The sequence below is a fragment of the Thalassospira sp. ABL2_045 genome (genome assembly GCF_056161285.1).
On the sequence record NZ_JBSWYV010000001.1, the window covers coordinates 515,692 to 531,166 of the forward strand.

Below are 15,475 nucleotides of genomic sequence, written 5' to 3' on the forward strand. Positions count from 1 at the left end.
CCTCATTGATGCGTGAACAGGTTCGCCCGATATTTAGGGTGCGAGCCAGCCCACAATCGTGTCGATATAGACCGAGAATGCGGAAAAGCTGATCACACCAAGGGCTGTTGTCACCAGCACGATCGATGAACTGCGCACAATATAGCGGTCATAGGTCGTCGCGATAACGAAGACGTTCCCGGCAGTCGGCAAAGCTGCGAGCAACAGAACGGCTTTTGCCTCAAGCCCGCTTGCCGACCCGACAAGCCAGAAGCCGATAAACACAGCAATTGGGTGCGCAATCAGCTTGGCAATAGACATGGTGGCAAGTTCGGCGCGCTTTTCGGCGATTGGTCGGCCGACAAGGGCCACACCGATTGCAAACAGCGCTGCCGGTCCTGCACTTTGACCCAAAAGATCAAGCAGGTAATCAACGCCATCTGGCCAATCAAGATCAAGCAAGCTTGCAGCCACACCAACGATAATGGCCAGTACCACCGGGTTTGTAACCGTCCCGCGAATGATCTTGCCTGCCGGATTGCTGCCCTTGGCATGCTTTGCACTTTCCAGGAGGAAAAGCGAAAGCGGTAGCATCACAATCAGATCGACAGCCAATGCCACAATCAGGGGCACTGTCGCCTCAGGGCTAAGTAACCCGATGATCAGCGGCAGCCCCATGAAGCCGACATTGCCCATGGTCGCGGCAAACGAGAACAAGGTCTGACTGGTCGGGTCGAGATCAAAGAGTTTTGCGGCGATCAGGCGTGCGGTGCCATAAACCACAAGGGTGCCACCGCCATAGGCCAGCATGATGTCAGGTTGCCAGATTTCAGAAGGGCTTCTGGTCGCCAGTGCCTTGAACAAAAGGGCGGGCAAGGCAAAATAGAACACGAACCCATTAATGCCGCGCATGCCATCAGGTGAGACAATCCTGAACTTGCCGCCGATCCAGCCAAGGCCGATCAGGGCAAAGAACGGCAAAATGATTGATGTGATTTGCGACATTTAGTCAGTCAGATGGCGAAATGTGCGATGGCGGATTGGCGTGCAAAATGCAGTGCATTGGCACAATGGCGGCGCAATGCCGCAAAAAGCAAGGGGAAAGGGCTGAATTGGCCCTTGAAAAAGGTAAAGTCGGAGTCTATAACCACCCGTCCCCAAAACAGGTGGTGAGGCTGGAAGGACTGTATTGGTTCTTCAGGGCATGCCCAGCCGCCGTAGGGGATTTCGTTTTCATTGCTTTTGCAAGGATAGAAAAATGCCCAAGATGAAGACCAAAGCGAGCGCGAAAAAACGCTTTCGCCTGACCGCCAGCGGAAAAGTCCGTCACAACGTGGCTAACAAACGCCACCTTCTGACTGCGAAACCGACCAAGATGAAGCGCCAGGCTCGTGGCACGGAGATCCTCTGTGACGCAGATGCCCGCATCGTCAAAAAATTCCTGCCGTACGGTTAAGGTTGAAGGAGAGTTAAATGGCTCGTGTAAAAGGGGGCGTGTCTTCACACGCTCGTCACCGCAAGGTTATTAAGGCTGCCAAGGGTTACCGCGGTCGCCGCAACAACACTTTCCGCACCGCCGTCCAGGCTGTGGAAAAAGGTCTGCAGTATGCATACCGCGATCGTCGCGTTAAGAAACGCCAGTTCCGCTCGCTCTGGATCCAGCGTATCAACGCTGGCGCACGTGAGAACGGTCTGAGCTACTCCCAGTTCATGAACGGCCTCAAAAAGGCTGGTGTTGAGCTGGACCGTAAAGTTCTTGCCGACATCGCAGTGCGTGAGCCGGAAGCTTTCAAAGCTCTGGTCACCCAGGCGCAGGCTGCACTGGACTGATAAACCTTTGTAAAAAGGTTTCATCGGCACTTGCCTGATTTGATCAGGGGCGGCCATATTGGCCGTCCCTTTTCTTTTTGTGATTTTTAAACCCAAGCCAAAGCGTCGGAAGTTATGGAAAACATCGAAGCATTGCGCGAAGAGGTTCTGGCGGAAGTCGAAAAGGCAGCGGATCTGACCGCGCTTGAAGACGTCCGCATCAGCGCCCTTGGCAAGAAAGGCCGCATTACCGGCCTGATGAAAAACCTTGGCAAGATGGACCCGGACCAGCGTCGTGAATTTGGTCAGACGCTTAATGCCGTCAAGGACCAGGTCGCTGGCGCAATCGAAACCCGCAAAACAGCCCTTGAAGATGCCGCTCTTGAGGCGCGTCTGTCGGGCGAGCGGATCGACGTCACCCTGTCCTCGCGTCCGGATGAAACCGCGGGTCGCGTCCATCCGATCAGCCAGACGATTGATGAAATCGTCTCGATCTTTGGCGAGATGGGCTTTGCGCTCGCCGAAGGCCCGGATGTTGAAGACGACTTCCATAACTTCACCGCACTGAACATTCCGCCGGAACATCCCGCGCGTGAAATGCAGGACACCTTCTATCTGCCTGAACAGGAAGACGGTTCGCGCCTTGTGCTGCGTACCCATACCTCGCCGGTGCAGATCCGGACCATGCAGTCCAAAACGCCGCCAATCCGCATCATTGCGCCGGGTCGTACCTATCGCTCTGACAGCGATATGACCCATACGCCAATGTTCCATCAGGTCGAAGGTCTGGTGATCGACAAGAAAACCCATATGGGGCATCTCAAGGGTTGCCTGCTTGAGTTCGTCAAAACCTATTTCGAACTTGATGATGTGCCGGTGCGCTATCGTCCGAGCTTCTTCCCCTTCACCGAACCGAGTGCCGAAATGGATATCGGATGCTCGCGCAAGGGTGGGGAACTCAAGATTGGCGAAGGCGACGACTGGCTGGAAATTCTCGGCTGCGGCATGGTTCATCCGCGTGTTCTGTCTGCCTGTGGTCTTGATCCGGAAGAATATCAGGGCTTTGCCTTTGGCATGGGAATCGAACGTATCGCGATGCTGAAATACGGTATTCCCGATCTTCGCACCTTCTTCGATACCGATCTGCGCTGGCTGAAACATTATGGTTTCGTGCCGCTGGATGTACCGAACATGGTAAGGGGCTGAGGATATGAAATTCACACTGAATTGGCTGAAACAGCACCTTGATACCGATGCATCGATCGAGGTGGTTGCCGAAAAACTGACCGATATCGGTCTTGAAATCGAAGATGTCACTGACCGTGCGGCAGCCCTTGCCGACATTCGTGTCGCGCACATCATCGAGGCCGGTCAGCATCCCGATGCCGACCGCCTGAAACTGTGCCGCGTTAATACCGGCGACAAGGTTATCCAGGTCGTTTGTGGGGCCCCGAATGCCCGCACCGGCATCAAAGTCGCACTCGCACAGCCGGGTGCGATCATTCCGATTGATGGCTCCAAGCTGAAGCCGGGCAAAATCCGCGGCGTCGAAAGCCAGGGCATGATGTGCTCCACCCGTGAGCTTTGCCTTGGTGAAGACCATGACGGCATCATCGAACTGCCCGAAGATGCCGAAATCGGCGCACCGGTTGCCGGCGTTCTTGGCGCGGATGATCCGATCATTGAAATCGGTCTGACCCCGAACCGTCCGGATTGCACCGGTGTGCGTGGTATTGCCCGCGATCTGGCGGCAGCTGGTATCGGCACGCTCAAGGCCGATCCGCGCGAGCAAGCGGTTGCTGGGTCATTTGACAGCCCGATTGGCGTCACCATCAGCAGCGATATCGCCAGCAACAACGCGGTTCCGGCCTTCTATGGCCGTTATATCCGTGGTGTGAAAAACGCCGAAAGCCCGGATTGGCTCAAAGCCCGTCTGGAAGCCATCGGTCTGCGTCCGATCTCGGCACTGGTGGATATCACCAACTTGGTCACCCACGATCTGGGCCGTCCGCTGCATGTGTTTGATGCCGACAAACTGTCGGGTGACATCAATGTGCGCTACGCGACCAGTGGGGAAAAGATCGCTGCTCTTGATAACAAGGAATACGAACTTTCCGATTCCATGGTTGTCATTGCCGATCAGGCCAAGGCGCTCGGTATTGGCGGGATCATTGGCGGCGAAGAGACCGGTTGCCTTGAAGAAACCACCAATGTGTTTGTCGAATGCGCGCTGTTTGATCCGATCAGTATCGCCAAGACCGGCCGCAAGCTTCAGGTCAATTCCGATGCCCGTTACCGTTTCGAGCGTGGCGTTGATCCGCAGTCGATTGCATGGGGCATGGAAGTTGCCACCCATCTGATCACGGAAATCTGTGGCGGCGAAGTTTCGCACGTCGTTAAGGCCGGCGAAGTGCCCAACCCGCGCAATTCCTTTGATCTGCGCATCGACCGTATTCTTGAGCTTGGCGGTGTTGCTGTTGAGGCCGATCGTGCCATCGACATTCTCAAATCGCTTGGGTTTGAGGTCAGTGGATCTGCACCGGTCATTACCGCCGTCGCACCGACCTGGCGTCCCGACATCATCGGTGAAGCCGATCTGGTCGAGGAAGTCCTGCGCATTGTTGGCTATGACAAAATCCCGACCGTGCCGCTTGAACGTGAAAGCAGCCTGCCGGTTCCGGCCCTGTCACCGATGCAAAAGCGTGTGGGTCTGACCCGCCGTGTTCTGGCGTCGCGTGGACTATACGAAACCGTGACTTGGTCCTTTACCGATTCGCGTTGGGCCAAACTGTTTGGTGAGCTGAAAGACGGTCTGTATCTGGCCAATCCGATCAGTTCCGATCTTGATATCATGCGCCCCAATGCCCTGATCAACATGATCGCGGCTGCCGGTCGCAACCAGGCACGTGGTTTCTCCGATCTGGCTCTGTTTGAAGTCGGTCCGGAATTCTTTGGCGATCAGCCAGGTGATCAGCGTCTGGTGGCTGCCGGCCTGCGTGCCGGGGCAACGACCGAGCGCAGCTGGACCGGTTCGCGCCGTGATGTTGATGTCTTTGACGTCAAGGCCGATGCCGAAGCCCTGATTGATGCGCTGGGCACCAATGCCGCCAATGTTCAGGTCAATACCGACGGTGCGCCGGAATGGTACCATCCGGGCCGTTCGGCTGCCCTGCAGCTGGGTCCGAAAAACGTTCTTGGCTATTTCGGTGAACTGCATCCCAAGGTGCTTAAGGCACTTGGTGTCAAAGGTCGCGTTGTGGCCTTTGAACTGTTTGTTGAAAACGTGCCCATGCCCAAGAAAAAGGGCACAGCCCGTCCGGCGCTCAATGCATCCAGCTTCCAGTCGGTCGAGCGTGACTTTGCCTTCCTGCTTGATGAAGGCGTGAAGGCCGAGGCAATCATCAAAGCCGCCAAAGGGGCGGATCGCAATCTGATCACGGATGTGACGATCTTTGACCTTTATGCAGGCAAGGGCATTGAGGACGGCAAGAAATCACTCGCCTTCTCGATCACCCTGCAGCCGACCAAGGCAACCCTGACCGAAGAAGAAATCGAAGCGGTCAGCAAAAAGGTTGTCGAGGCGGTCGAAAAGGCCACCGGCGGCTCGTTGCGCGCCTAAGGCTGCGTCGAGAATACGAATGAGAAACGGGCGGCGCCATATGGGGCCGCCCGTTTTGCTTTCGCCATGTCGGTTAAAATTACCGACCGGGGCGTTTGCGCAGGATGGCATATTCGTCCTCGTCCAGATCAAGCGCGATCAGGTCCGGGCCATTGGTAAAGATATGCCATTCCATATCGGTGTCATCGCATTCGATGGTCAGCTGATCGATCATGCTGTTCCATTCACAGCGTTCGCGATCGTCATCGGCTTCAAGTCGGCCGGTGCCATTGTCATAGAGATGCATGACCAGAAACTGTTCGTCCTCGTCAATCGAGTAGACGCCATACGTTTCGTTTGCAAAACGGTAATTGATTTCTGCACCATCCAGACGACGCCAGCCACGTGGCAGCGGTTCGCCCGGTTCATGTTCGGCAAAATAATAGGCCAGTGTCTGCATGTGGCTGTCATTCATGGTGCGCATGTCCGAGCCACATGCGCTCAGGGCCAAAATGCCGATCATCCCCAGAACGGGTCTAAGGGCCGGGCGAGACAGAAGGATGGTCTTGAACATTGAACGCTCCATAACAGGCACAGGGCAGCTTTTACCTGTCTGCCCGCTTCATGCCAAAGACGAAGCAAGATACTTGCCATTCGGCCCCGGCAAGACCGGGAAAGGTGGCCCTATCTTTTTGGTAATTGGCTGGCGTGATGTACCCGCAAAGTAAAGATAATCGTCGTCCCCGGGTCACTGACCGGGCGGCTGGTATCAAGCCAGATGCGCCCGCCATGCTGTTCAACGATCTTGCGACAAAGCGACAGGCCAAGCCCCGTACCGGAAAACTCGTCCTTATGCAGGCGCTGGAACAGGCGGAAAATACGCTGTGCATGTTCAGGATGAATGCCAATGCCATTATCACGCACTGAAAAACGCCAATAGTCGCGCATCACCGGGTCCGGTTCGACCGTGATCGAGATATGCGGTGGTACACCCGGGCGGCGATACTTGATGGCATTGGACAACAGGTTCTGGAACAGCCGCGAAAGCGCAATCCGATCACCCTTGATGGTCGGAAGATCATCATGGGTGATGGTGGCGTGTTCCCGACCAATAATGTCCTTAAGGTCTGCCTGGGCCTCGTTTAAGACCTGGTTACAGTCAATCGGGCTGAAATCCTCGCCCGCGCCGGTCTTGGCATATTCAAGCAGATGGCTGATCAGTTTGTGCATGCGTTTTGCACCATCAACCGCAAAGTCGATATATTCGTCGGCTTCCTGGTCAAGGGTGCCGCCATAACGCTGTTTGAGAAGCTGGGTATAACTTGCCACCATGCGCAGCGGCTGCTGCAAATCGTGGGATGCCACATAGGCAAACTGTTCAAGGTCTTCGTTACTGCGTTTGAGCTGATCAAGCGTGTCACGCAGCTTGTTGGCGTTTTCGACAAACTCGGTCACGTCGCGCGCGCTGCAAAAGATCATATCGTCAAACGGTCCGACGCAATGCCATGCCAGCCAGCGGGTATTGCCCTTGCGATCGAGAACGCGCAGGATCGATTTGCCATCTCCAAGCATCGTCGTGCCGCTTTTCTGGCGCATCGCCGTCATGGCGGTTTGCTGGTCTTCGGGTACGAAAAGCTTGAAGAATTGTTTGTTGACGATGTCATGCACCGGCAACCCCATCAGGTCTTCAAGTGTCGGGCTAAATCCGCGTAAAACACCATCAAGGTCAACGGCAATGGCCGGTTCGGGCGTATGGCGCAGATAGGTCTCGAACGGATGGCACAATTCCTGTTGCGTGGCGGTTTCCAACAGCAAGACAGAAATGAATTCCCGGTCATCCTCAGTATATCGATGCGCCATCAGGTAAAAGCGCTGCATATGGTTTTTGGCCGTGCGGATATCGATCATGGTGCCAACCCGCGCATCCGGCCAGACATTGTCAATCAACGGTCCGCGCAGCTTGGTTCGTGACGCCGGTGACAACCGATCCAGCAGATCGGTCATGCTTGTGCCGATATTATCGGCCGTCGGACCAAGGATTTCCGGCCAGTTCAGCTGGGTTGTCAATTTGCCATCGGGCGTATCGACCGGCCAGCTGACCACGGCACAGCCACATTCCGACAGCGTGTTTTCAGTGTCGCTGAAATGTTCGGCAAGGTGGGCCGCACGCATGTGCTGGCGTTTAAGACGCTGCCACAACCAAATGGCCAGACCGCATAGAATGGTCATGGCCATGACAAACATCAGCGCGTGCAAAATGAATGCGTCGCGCCAGTTCGTCAAAAGTGTACTGCGCGGTGTATATGTCACCACAATGCGGTTGATTTCGGGAAGCTTGCTATAGGCCAGCACCATGACCTCGCTGCTATGCACACACAGCAGCGAGTCACGTTCTGTCTGCTGGGTGCTGATATAGGTGCCAAGGTCACCAATCAGATGCGGCGGGATGAAACCCTTTACCTGATTGAGCTGATTATCAAGCAGGCCGACCGTGATGTCGGAATTGTCAGCGACGATCTTTTGCAGATCGACATCACTATGGAGCAACAGCATGGACCCCAGTCGAAAAGCTGTTGCTTCAAGCTGGGCACTGGCACTTTCGACCGCGCTGTCATACAGCGTCTTTTGAATAAAGAAGAACGAAAACAGCAGGACGAACACGCCGGTCAGCGTCAAGGCCGCAAGCCGTTTACGCAGCTTCACAAGGCTGCGCCGGGACAGGGATGGCTCGATTGACGTTATGAACATGTTTACGGCGGGGTCCTGCCAGACAAGATTATCGTTTCCTCAACTAGAAATCTAAGTCCTTTTCACACGGTTGAAAAGGATACAAACAAATGAATTCATGCGTTTGACGGTACTGTTTTCGATGATTGGGCCTGCTTTCGGTGTGCGAAAAGGCAATCGGTCAGAACATCTTTGATGCTGCTATGGTGTCCGCGCCGGGCCACAGTCATTTGTGCAGGGTTTGAACATAACACAACGCTTCTAATTCCGTGCAAAAACCCCTATAAACCCGCTGGTGATTGATCCGGGAAATGACAAAACCAAATTCCCGAAGGATGCAATGACCGCGCAATGCAGGTTTTCTGATTGTCCCTGTTCGCATAAATGATGCGATATGCCCTGATGTCGCCGCCGTACTTGGCTGGCGGACGCAGAAGGCGGAAAGTCAAAACTTGCGGCGTGCGCGGTATTGATCTTGTGGGAAATGGATGATTACACCGTTTAAACAAATGTGCCACGCGGCGAAATGCCAGCCAATTTTAGTGCCAGAAGCAGCCAAATATGACTGACCTTAAGAATATTCGTAACTTTTCGATCATCGCCCATATCGACCACGGCAAATCGACCCTGGCCGACCGCCTGATCCAGTTGACCGGCGGCCTGACCGAACGTGAAATGGCCGAGCAGGTTCTCGATTCGATGGATATCGAACGCGAACGTGGCATCACTATTAAATCCCAGGCCGTTCGGTTGAAATACACCGCCAAGGATGGGCAGGAATATACCCTGAACCTGATGGACACGCCGGGCCACGTCGACTTCGCATATGAAGTCTCGCGCTCGCTTGCTGCCTGCGAAGGATCCCTTCTGGTGGTTGATGCGGCGCAGGGCGTGGAAGCTCAGACACTCGCCAACGTCTATCAGGCAATTGAAAACGATCATGAAATCGTTCCGGTCCTGAACAAGGTCGATCTGCCTGCGGCGGAACCCGACCGGGTCAAGGAACAGATCGAGGAAGTCATTGGCATTGATGCCTCTGACGCGGTGATGATTTCGGCCAAGACCGGCATGGGTGTGCCCGATGTTCTCGATGCGCTGGTCGAACGTCTGCCGGCGCCGACCGGGGATGCGGATGCGCCGCTTGAAGTTCTTCTGGTCGATAGCTGGTATGACACCTATCTCGGTGTGATGATTCTGGTGCGCGTGAAGGAAGGCACCCTGAAAAAGGGTCAGAAAGTCCGCTTCATGAACGCCAAGGTCACCCATCAGATCGAACGTGTCGGTGTCTTTACGCCAAAACCGCTTGCCCTTGATGAACTGGGCCCGGGCGAAGTCGGCTTTATCAACTGCGGTATGAAAACCGTTGCCGAATGCGAAGTCGGTGACACGATTACCGAAGAAAAACGCCCCTGTGCCAAACCGCTTTCGGGCTTCAAGCCGTCCATTCCAGTGGTGTTCTGTGGCATTTTCCCGGTCGATACCAGCGAATATGAAGTGCTGCGTGATGCGCTTGAAAAGCTGCATCTCAATGACGCGTCCTTCCAGTTCGAACCGGAAAACTCGACCGCCCTTGGCCTTGGCTTCCGCTGTGGCTTCCTCGGTCTGCTTCATCTTGAAATCATTCAGGAACGCCTGGAACGCGAGTTCGAGCTTGAGCTGATCACGACCGCCCCGTCGGTGTCTTACAAGATCACCATGAGCAAGGGCGAAGAAATCATGCTGCATAACCCGGCTGATTTCCCCGATGTCACCAAGATCCAGGCGATTGAAGAACCGTGGATCAAGGCATCGATCATGGTGCCCGATGAATATCTTGGCGGGATCCTGACTCTTTGCACCGAACGCCGCGGCATTCAGCAGGACCTGACCTATGTCGGCAACCGTGCGATGGCGGTTTACAAACTGCCGCTCAACGAAGTTGTCTTTGATTTCTATGACCGTTTGAAATCGATCTCGCGCGGTTATGCCAGCTTCGATTACGAGATTGCTGGTTATGATGAAAGCGATCTGGTCAAGGTTTCCATCCTTGTCAACGAAGAGCCGGTCGATGCACTGGCCCTGATGGTGCACCGTTCGGCCGCTGAATATCGTGGTCGCGAGATTTGTAAACGTCTTAAGGACCTGATCCCGCGCCAGATGTTCCGCATCGCCATTCAGGCCGCCATCGGTGGCAAGGTGATTGCCCGTGAAACCGTCTCAGCACTTCGTAAGGACGTGACGGCAAAATGTTACGGCGGTGACGTTTCGCGTAAACGTAAGCTTCTTGAAAAACAGAAGGCCGGTAAGAAAAAGATGCGTCAGTTCGGCAAGGTCGAAATTCCGCAATCGGCCTTTATCAACGCGCTCAAGATGGGCGACGACAAGTAAGCCGAAATTACGGTACCGAAACAAAGGCTGTATTCCCTTGCGGATGCAGCCTTTTTTCTTTGGGGTTTCGCGTAACCATGTGCTGCGGTATGGATGGCGAGACCAACCCGTTATTTGCCCAAGGAGCCCGCAATGGATTTGGACCAGCTTGCCAAACAGGAAGAAATTCTGGTGTTTGATCGCTTTGACGAAGACACCGCCTGGTCAATCGGCTCCAAACTGGTCGGCGTGGCGCAGGCGCAAAATGCTCCGGTTGCGATTAATATCCGTACCCCGGATCGCACGCTGTTTCATACATCCCTTGCCGGGGCCAAACCGGCCAATGACGCGTGGGCACGGCGCAAAAGCAATCTGGTGCTGCGTGAACATCAAAGCTCCATGCGTTTTGGCGCGGAGCTAAAAGCCAAGGGCAAGACACTGGCCGATCACGGGATTGATTTCGCCGACTATGCCGATCACGGCGGCAGCTTCCCGATCCGCGTTGCCGGTGTCGGCGTGATTGGTGCGATTACGGTTTCCGGCCTTGCATCGCACGAAGATCACGGCATGATTGTTGATGTTTTAGAGCGTTACCTAAACATTGGAACGCAGTGATTATCTGTTCCAGCAAGAGTCGGCGGTCCAGTTCATCGGAAATCCAGCTTGCGACTTATCGATTATATTGTTTGTTGGAAGTTCATTCATTAGTGCTGCTAGTCGGGTTCCCCAAGTGGAGGAGGGGTTAACTTTGTTAAGTAGGAACTGCATGATTAGAGCGGTACCGTAGTAGCGACTTCTATTTTGCGGAGGCAATGCCTCAAATTCGGGGAATTCTCCTTGCTTGCACGGAGCAGGAGTAATGACTAGTGGTTTATTCCAGATCCTACTGTGATGCGCGCATAGGTTTCTTGTTACATTAAGGCACCTGATCCAAGACTTTAAAGTTTTACCTGATGACAGCCCGTACTTGTCAGCAATAGTATCCTGATCCGAAATGCGCATGCCAGCGAAGAAATAAGAGAGCATGCCATAATCCCATAGCTCGACTGCAATCCATATCGGCATAAAACTGCCTGGATATTTTCTCTTAAAATGCTTCGCAAACTCTTCTTTTGAGTTTCTGGTTAAGTCATCCAGCTTGGCTAGCCATTTTTGATGATCTGTCGAGCCATGTTGCTGGATTTTTTTTGTGAAATTTCCGTGTAGCAAGGGGGCGTGTCTATGCGCTTCGGAATGATGTTGTCCTAACAATAGTGCTATGTCGGTACGCAACGCGACTTCGATGCGTTCCAAGGCATCAAGTGTGTGTAGCCTGAGCTTCTTATCGAAGACATACAGATCAATACAGTCAGAGAATTTCGTGCCTGGTCTGAAATCGCTAATTACTACCGGCCTGTTTTGCGGTTCGTCATTGGTCGGTGGTCTGGATTTTCTGAAGGGATACCAGTAAGCGCTTAAACGGTAATATCCGATGCGGGAGAGGCACTCTTCCGCTCGGCGGGTATCCGAGATTTGCATTCCACGTTTTTGCAGAAGTGCAACTTGGTCGCAAGGTGGAAGGTACGGCTTCTGATATACGTTCATGTACGTACATTAGAAAAAGAAGACCGACCCGTACACCTAAAAAGTGCAGTGGGGCCGGCCATGTTGATTGTGTATTTATCATAGACTTTTAAGAGTGCAACATAATTCAATACATGTGAGACTAAATATGCTACATTGAATAAATATTTATTCAATGTAGCATATTATGAGGCGCCAATCAAGGCAGTTAATGTTTTGATAAAAAACAATAATTTTTATTCAATTTCGAGGAATTATGTTGCGAATTGAGAAATGAGACAAGAATGAATGAAGGGAAAACATACTTTGTTCGCCGATTAGAGGGTGAAATAAGGGCTCTGGATCAAAAAATAATCACTCTTGAGCAAGAGCGTGACGTGTTGAGGCGCCAGCTAGCTAAGGCAAAGGCGGAAGATATTTCCGTCGAAATTGCTGTGCGTAGAAACAGCTTTTCGCGAGTTATTGCTTGGGACCTGATTGTTAAGACATTGCAGGCTAGTCAAGGGCCCGTATCAAGTGAGTACTTATTTGAGGTAGTGAGGTCGATGAACCAATCCCTGAATCACTCTACGTTTCGAACGTACCTGAATCGGATGAAGGAAAAAGGAATAATAAAAAAGTCATCCGTCAGAGGGAGTTGGCAGCTCAATAACAACAAAAGTAAACTTGATTAGAGAGCTAATCGAAATGCTCGATATCGGAATCAATGCCGGCAAAGCTTGGCAGGGCGGTGCGCATACAAAGATGCTTCTTGGCCTTGAACGGAGTTGGGTCGTCAAAGCTCCCAAGGCGCAGATCAATGAAGCTGTCATCATCGTCCTTGCGCCAAGTGATGCTTGATCCGCAATTCGGGCAAAAGCCGCGATACTTGCCGGGCGAGCTTTCATAATCGGTCGGTTTGCCATTCCACGAAACGGCGCTGGCCGGGAAGCTGACAAAGGTCGAGACACCCGAACCACTATCCTTGCGACACATGCCACAATGGCAGTGATTACCGCCAATCGGCTCCCCGGATGCAACAAAGCGCACCGCGCCACAAAGACAACCCCCATGATGTTCGGGATGTTTTGTGGTCATGGTGCGCTTCCTTGAAAACTTTGACCGAGATTCTCGGGCTATTCGTTCGGAACGCCCGTCGTGGTCGAATATTCGAAGTGGAATTCCTTGTCCGGGAACATGTAGGCGCGGGCCGCATGGATCGCACTTGCACCCTCGGCAAAGCCCGACAGGATCAGTTTAAGCTTGTGCTCGTAGGTCGCGATATCGCCGATGGCAAAGATGCCCGGCACCGATGTTTCCATGGTCGCCTGTTTGACGCCGATATGGTTTTTCTCAAGGTTAAGGCCCCAGTCGGCAATCGGGCCGAGCTCCATGGCAAGACCAAAGAATGGGAGCAAATGATCGGCTTCAAGTTCGCGTTCTTCGCCCTTGAGCGTCGCGACAACCACGTGTGACAGGATGCCGTTTTCACCCTTAAGGCCCTTAAGCTGATAGGGAATGACCATCTCGATCTTGCCAGCTTCTGCCAGTGCCTGCAGTTTCGCACTGCTGTCAGGGGCGGCACGGAATTTCGGGCGACGGTGGACAACCATAACCTTGGCCGCGATGTCATGCAGCGACAGCGCCCAGTCGACAGCCGAGTCACCGCCACCGGCAATCACGACGTTTTTGCCGGCAAAGTCGGCACGGCGTTTGACGTAATACTGAACGCCACCCGATCCTTCGTAATCTTCAAGGCCGTCCATCGGCGGTTTGTTCGGGCCAAAGGCACCACAACCCGCGGCAATCAAGACCGCACCGGCGTCAATCACCGTGCCCTTGGTGGTTTCCAGCGTGAAACGGCCATCATCGCGTTTCTCAAGCTTGGTGACCTGCTGACCCAGATGATAGGTCGGCTCGAACGGATCGGCCTGTTTGGCCAGTTCGTGAATAAGATCCTGACCGGCAATCTGCGGATGGGCCGGAATATCAAAGATCGGTTTTTCCGGATAAAGCGCGCTGCACTGGCCGCCGACCATATCAAGCGCGTCGATCACATGGGATTTAAGCCCCAGCATACCGGCTTCGAAAACCGCAAAAAGCCCGACCGGGCCTGCGCCAATAATGGCAATATCTGTGCTGTGCGATGCGTCTGACATACTTCTTCCATCCAAATAAAATCGAATTTGGGTAGGGTACTGACCCCAAGCCCGGCGGTGTGCGGGATTTCTTATGCAGCCAGATAGCATCTGGGGCACGATATCGCAACGGATACCGGCCTTAACAGGGTTTTTGCTTCATGATCGGTTTACGAACAGGCGCATCCATACCAGATCATTCGGTGGATCATCTGTTACCTATAACTAGGCGAACTGATTAATGGCCTTGCGCGCTTCATATTTAAGGGTATCGGGGGCGGGAAGTGGCGCAATTAGCAATGCTTCAATGTCGAGAATACCCGACGTGACATTTGCACGCTTCTTGGCCAACGGTGCGGCAGTACTGCGCAAAAGCGATCTAAACGCCTCCGTTCGCATCCAGAGATGATCATTGTAAGTGTTTTCGATTTCTTCTGCCCGATGCGCAAGCCAAAGAGCAGCTGCACCCGCGGTACAAGCCGTTGCATAGGACGTACCATCACCGTTTTCGCCATAGTCGATTTGCAAAGAAGCATCGCCGCCAAGGTATGAGTTCCCGCGAAATATCTCGTCAGCAGGTGCGAAAATATCGATCAGGTTGCGGAAAGACTTGTTGTGAATCTTCCATATTTCGCGGTTGGGTGAGATACCACCTGCGCAGATCGTCCGAAAATATTTTCCCGGGTATGTGACATGATCAGAGACATTGTTGCCCGAGGCGGCGACCACAATAACACCGCTGTCATAGGCGTGATCAATCGCACTTCCCATATTTTTCGCCGGTGCCATCGGCGTTCCGAGCGACATGGAAACAACGCTGCAATTGGTATTGTCGACGGCGTGCCTGATTGCGGGACCAATTTTGTCATAGTGCTTGTTGGCAACACGAGCCAGAATGACGCTGTTCGTTGCGCGGTAAGGTACAACCGGGCAATCCGGCGCAATGCCACGCATTTTGCCCGGCAAATTACCGTACATAACACTGCCGATCCGGGTGCCATGCCCTGCAAAACCACCATAATCGAGCGGATCGAAAGGCTCCCTGCGATCTGTTTCAATGAAGTTGGTCCATTGGTCGAGGATGAGGTTGTTGGCTTCCCCGGTCCAAGGTGCGAATACAGGGTGTTTGGTAATGCCGGTGTCAATATGCGCAATACGCACGTCGCCGTAGTCGATTTCTCCGCTCACGGGATTGGTCATAATGTCCCATGCCTTATCTGCATTAATTGCATTGATGTGCCAGTTTTTCATGCCATCCTCGCAGTTTAGGAGATGTGATAAAATCGGTGAAGAAAACTCTACTATAAGTTTAATATTTTTGGAGTCTAATTTTTCT

The 15,475-nt window shown here is 53.4% G+C and carries 14 protein-coding genes; 7 read left to right on the forward strand and 7 right to left on the reverse strand.

Annotated features, from left to right (window positions below; translation table 11 throughout):
* Positions 1-33: 33 nt before the first annotated feature.
* On the reverse strand, positions 34-984 hold the full coding sequence (locus ACXAIA_RS02430) for an AEC family transporter (RefSeq protein WP_475347943.1): 951 nt from the start codon (positions 982-984) through the stop codon (positions 34-36).
* A gap of 253 nt (positions 985-1,237) precedes the next feature.
* On the opposite strand from ACXAIA_RS02430, the gene rpmI reads away from it, so the two are divergent.
* From rpmI to pheT, 4 genes are all read left to right on the forward strand, one after another.
* Entirely contained in the window at positions 1,238-1,435 is a 198-nt protein-coding gene (gene rpmI, locus ACXAIA_RS02435; protein WP_008888575.1) for a 50S ribosomal protein L35, read from the forward strand.
* Positions 1,436-1,452: 17 nt separating this feature from the next.
* Complete coding sequence (gene rplT, locus ACXAIA_RS02440) at positions 1,453-1,809, forward strand: 50S ribosomal protein L20 (protein ID WP_008888574.1); 357 nt, start codon at positions 1,453-1,455, stop codon at positions 1,807-1,809.
* Positions 1,810-1,923: 114 nt separating this feature from the next.
* Positions 1,924-2,994: a phenylalanine--tRNA ligase subunit alpha gene (gene pheS, locus ACXAIA_RS02445; protein WP_475342866.1), complete on the forward strand. Its 1,071-nt coding sequence runs from the start codon at positions 1,924-1,926 to the stop codon at positions 2,992-2,994.
* A 4-nt stretch (positions 2,995-2,998) separates the two neighbouring features.
* Positions 2,999-5,407, forward strand: a complete 2,409-nt coding sequence (gene pheT / locus ACXAIA_RS02450) for a phenylalanine--tRNA ligase subunit beta (RefSeq protein WP_475347944.1) — start codon at positions 2,999-3,001, stop codon at positions 5,405-5,407.
* 79 nt (positions 5,408-5,486) lie between these two features.
* Here pheT and ACXAIA_RS02455 read toward each other — a convergent pair whose 3' ends face one another.
* Positions 5,487-5,960, reverse strand: coding sequence for a hypothetical protein (locus ACXAIA_RS02455; RefSeq protein WP_475347945.1), 474 nt, complete (start codon positions 5,958-5,960; stop codon positions 5,487-5,489).
* Between the two features lie 110 nt (positions 5,961-6,070).
* Complete coding sequence (locus tag ACXAIA_RS02460; RefSeq protein ID WP_475347946.1) at positions 6,071-8,134, reverse strand: sensor histidine kinase; 2,064 nt, start codon at positions 8,132-8,134, stop codon at positions 6,071-6,073.
* Between the two features lie 540 nt (positions 8,135-8,674).
* On the opposite strand from ACXAIA_RS02460, the gene lepA reads away from it, so the two are divergent.
* A complete protein-coding gene (gene lepA / locus ACXAIA_RS02465; RefSeq protein ID WP_475342862.1) occupies positions 8,675-10,480 on the forward strand; it encodes a translation elongation factor 4 in 1,806 nt (601 codons plus the stop codon).
* 132 nt (positions 10,481-10,612) lie between these two features.
* Entirely contained in the window at positions 10,613-11,074 is a 462-nt protein-coding gene (locus ACXAIA_RS02470; RefSeq protein ID WP_475347947.1) for a heme-degrading domain-containing protein, read from the forward strand.
* Here ACXAIA_RS02470 and ACXAIA_RS02475 read toward each other — a convergent pair whose 3' ends face one another.
* Complete coding sequence (locus ACXAIA_RS02475; protein ID WP_475347948.1) at positions 11,075-11,977, reverse strand: Abi family protein; 903 nt, start codon at positions 11,975-11,977, stop codon at positions 11,075-11,077.
* A gap of 329 nt (positions 11,978-12,306) precedes the next feature.
* Here ACXAIA_RS02475 and ACXAIA_RS02480 point away from each other — a divergent pair, with 329 nt between their 5' ends.
* Complete coding sequence (locus tag ACXAIA_RS02480; RefSeq protein ID WP_475347949.1) at positions 12,307-12,696, forward strand: hypothetical protein; 390 nt, start codon at positions 12,307-12,309, stop codon at positions 12,694-12,696.
* 4 nt (positions 12,697-12,700) lie between these two features.
* Here ACXAIA_RS02480 and ACXAIA_RS02485 read toward each other — a convergent pair whose 3' ends face one another.
* The 3 genes from ACXAIA_RS02485 to ACXAIA_RS02495 form a co-directional block, all read right to left on the reverse strand.
* A complete protein-coding gene (locus ACXAIA_RS02485; RefSeq protein WP_475347950.1) occupies positions 12,701-13,099 on the reverse strand; it encodes a GFA family protein in 399 nt (132 codons plus the stop codon).
* Between the two features lie 38 nt (positions 13,100-13,137).
* Positions 13,138-14,160 carry an NAD(P)/FAD-dependent oxidoreductase gene (locus ACXAIA_RS02490; protein WP_475347951.1) on the reverse strand — a complete coding sequence of 341 codons (1,023 nt, stop codon included), beginning with the start codon at positions 14,158-14,160 and terminating at the stop codon, positions 13,138-13,140.
* A 204-nt stretch (positions 14,161-14,364) separates the two neighbouring features.
* Positions 14,365-15,390, reverse strand: coding sequence for a S8 family peptidase (locus tag ACXAIA_RS02495; protein ID WP_475347952.1), 1,026 nt, complete (start codon positions 15,388-15,390; stop codon positions 14,365-14,367).
* Positions 15,391-15,475: the final 85 nt, after the last annotated feature.

Coding starts and splice junctions, on each gene's coding strand:
- ACXAIA_RS02430 (WP_475347943.1), bottom strand. CDS start 984: ATGTCGCAAATCACATCAATCATTTTGCCGTTCTTTGCCCTGATCGGC.
- rpmI (WP_008888575.1), top strand. CDS start 1,238: ATGCCCAAGATGAAGACCAAAGCGAGCGCGAAAAAACGCTTTCGCCTG.
- rplT (WP_008888574.1), top strand. CDS start 1,453: ATGGCTCGTGTAAAAGGGGGCGTGTCTTCACACGCTCGTCACCGCAAG.
- pheS (WP_475342866.1), top strand. CDS start 1,924: ATGGAAAACATCGAAGCATTGCGCGAAGAGGTTCTGGCGGAAGTCGAA.
- pheT (WP_475347944.1), top strand. CDS start 2,999: ATGAAATTCACACTGAATTGGCTGAAACAGCACCTTGATACCGATGCA.
- ACXAIA_RS02455 (WP_475347945.1), bottom strand. CDS start 5,960: ATGTTCAAGACCATCCTTCTGTCTCGCCCGGCCCTTAGACCCGTTCTG.
- ACXAIA_RS02460 (WP_475347946.1), bottom strand. CDS start 8,134: ATGTTCATAACGTCAATCGAGCCATCCCTGTCCCGGCGCAGCCTTGTG.
- lepA (WP_475342862.1), top strand. CDS start 8,675: ATGACTGACCTTAAGAATATTCGTAACTTTTCGATCATCGCCCATATC.
- ACXAIA_RS02470 (WP_475347947.1), top strand. CDS start 10,613: ATGGATTTGGACCAGCTTGCCAAACAGGAAGAAATTCTGGTGTTTGAT.
- ACXAIA_RS02475 (WP_475347948.1), bottom strand. CDS start 11,977: ATGCAAATCTCGGATACCCGCCGAGCGGAAGAGTGCCTCTCCCGCATC.
- ACXAIA_RS02480 (WP_475347949.1), top strand. CDS start 12,307: ATGAATGAAGGGAAAACATACTTTGTTCGCCGATTAGAGGGTGAAATA.
- ACXAIA_RS02485 (WP_475347950.1), bottom strand. CDS start 13,099: ATGACCACAAAACATCCCGAACATCATGGGGGTTGTCTTTGTGGCGCG.
- ACXAIA_RS02490 (WP_475347951.1), bottom strand. CDS start 14,160: ATGTCAGACGCATCGCACAGCACAGATATTGCCATTATTGGCGCAGGC.
- ACXAIA_RS02495 (WP_475347952.1), bottom strand. CDS start 15,390: ATGAAAAACTGGCACATCAATGCAATTAATGCAGATAAGGCATGGGAC.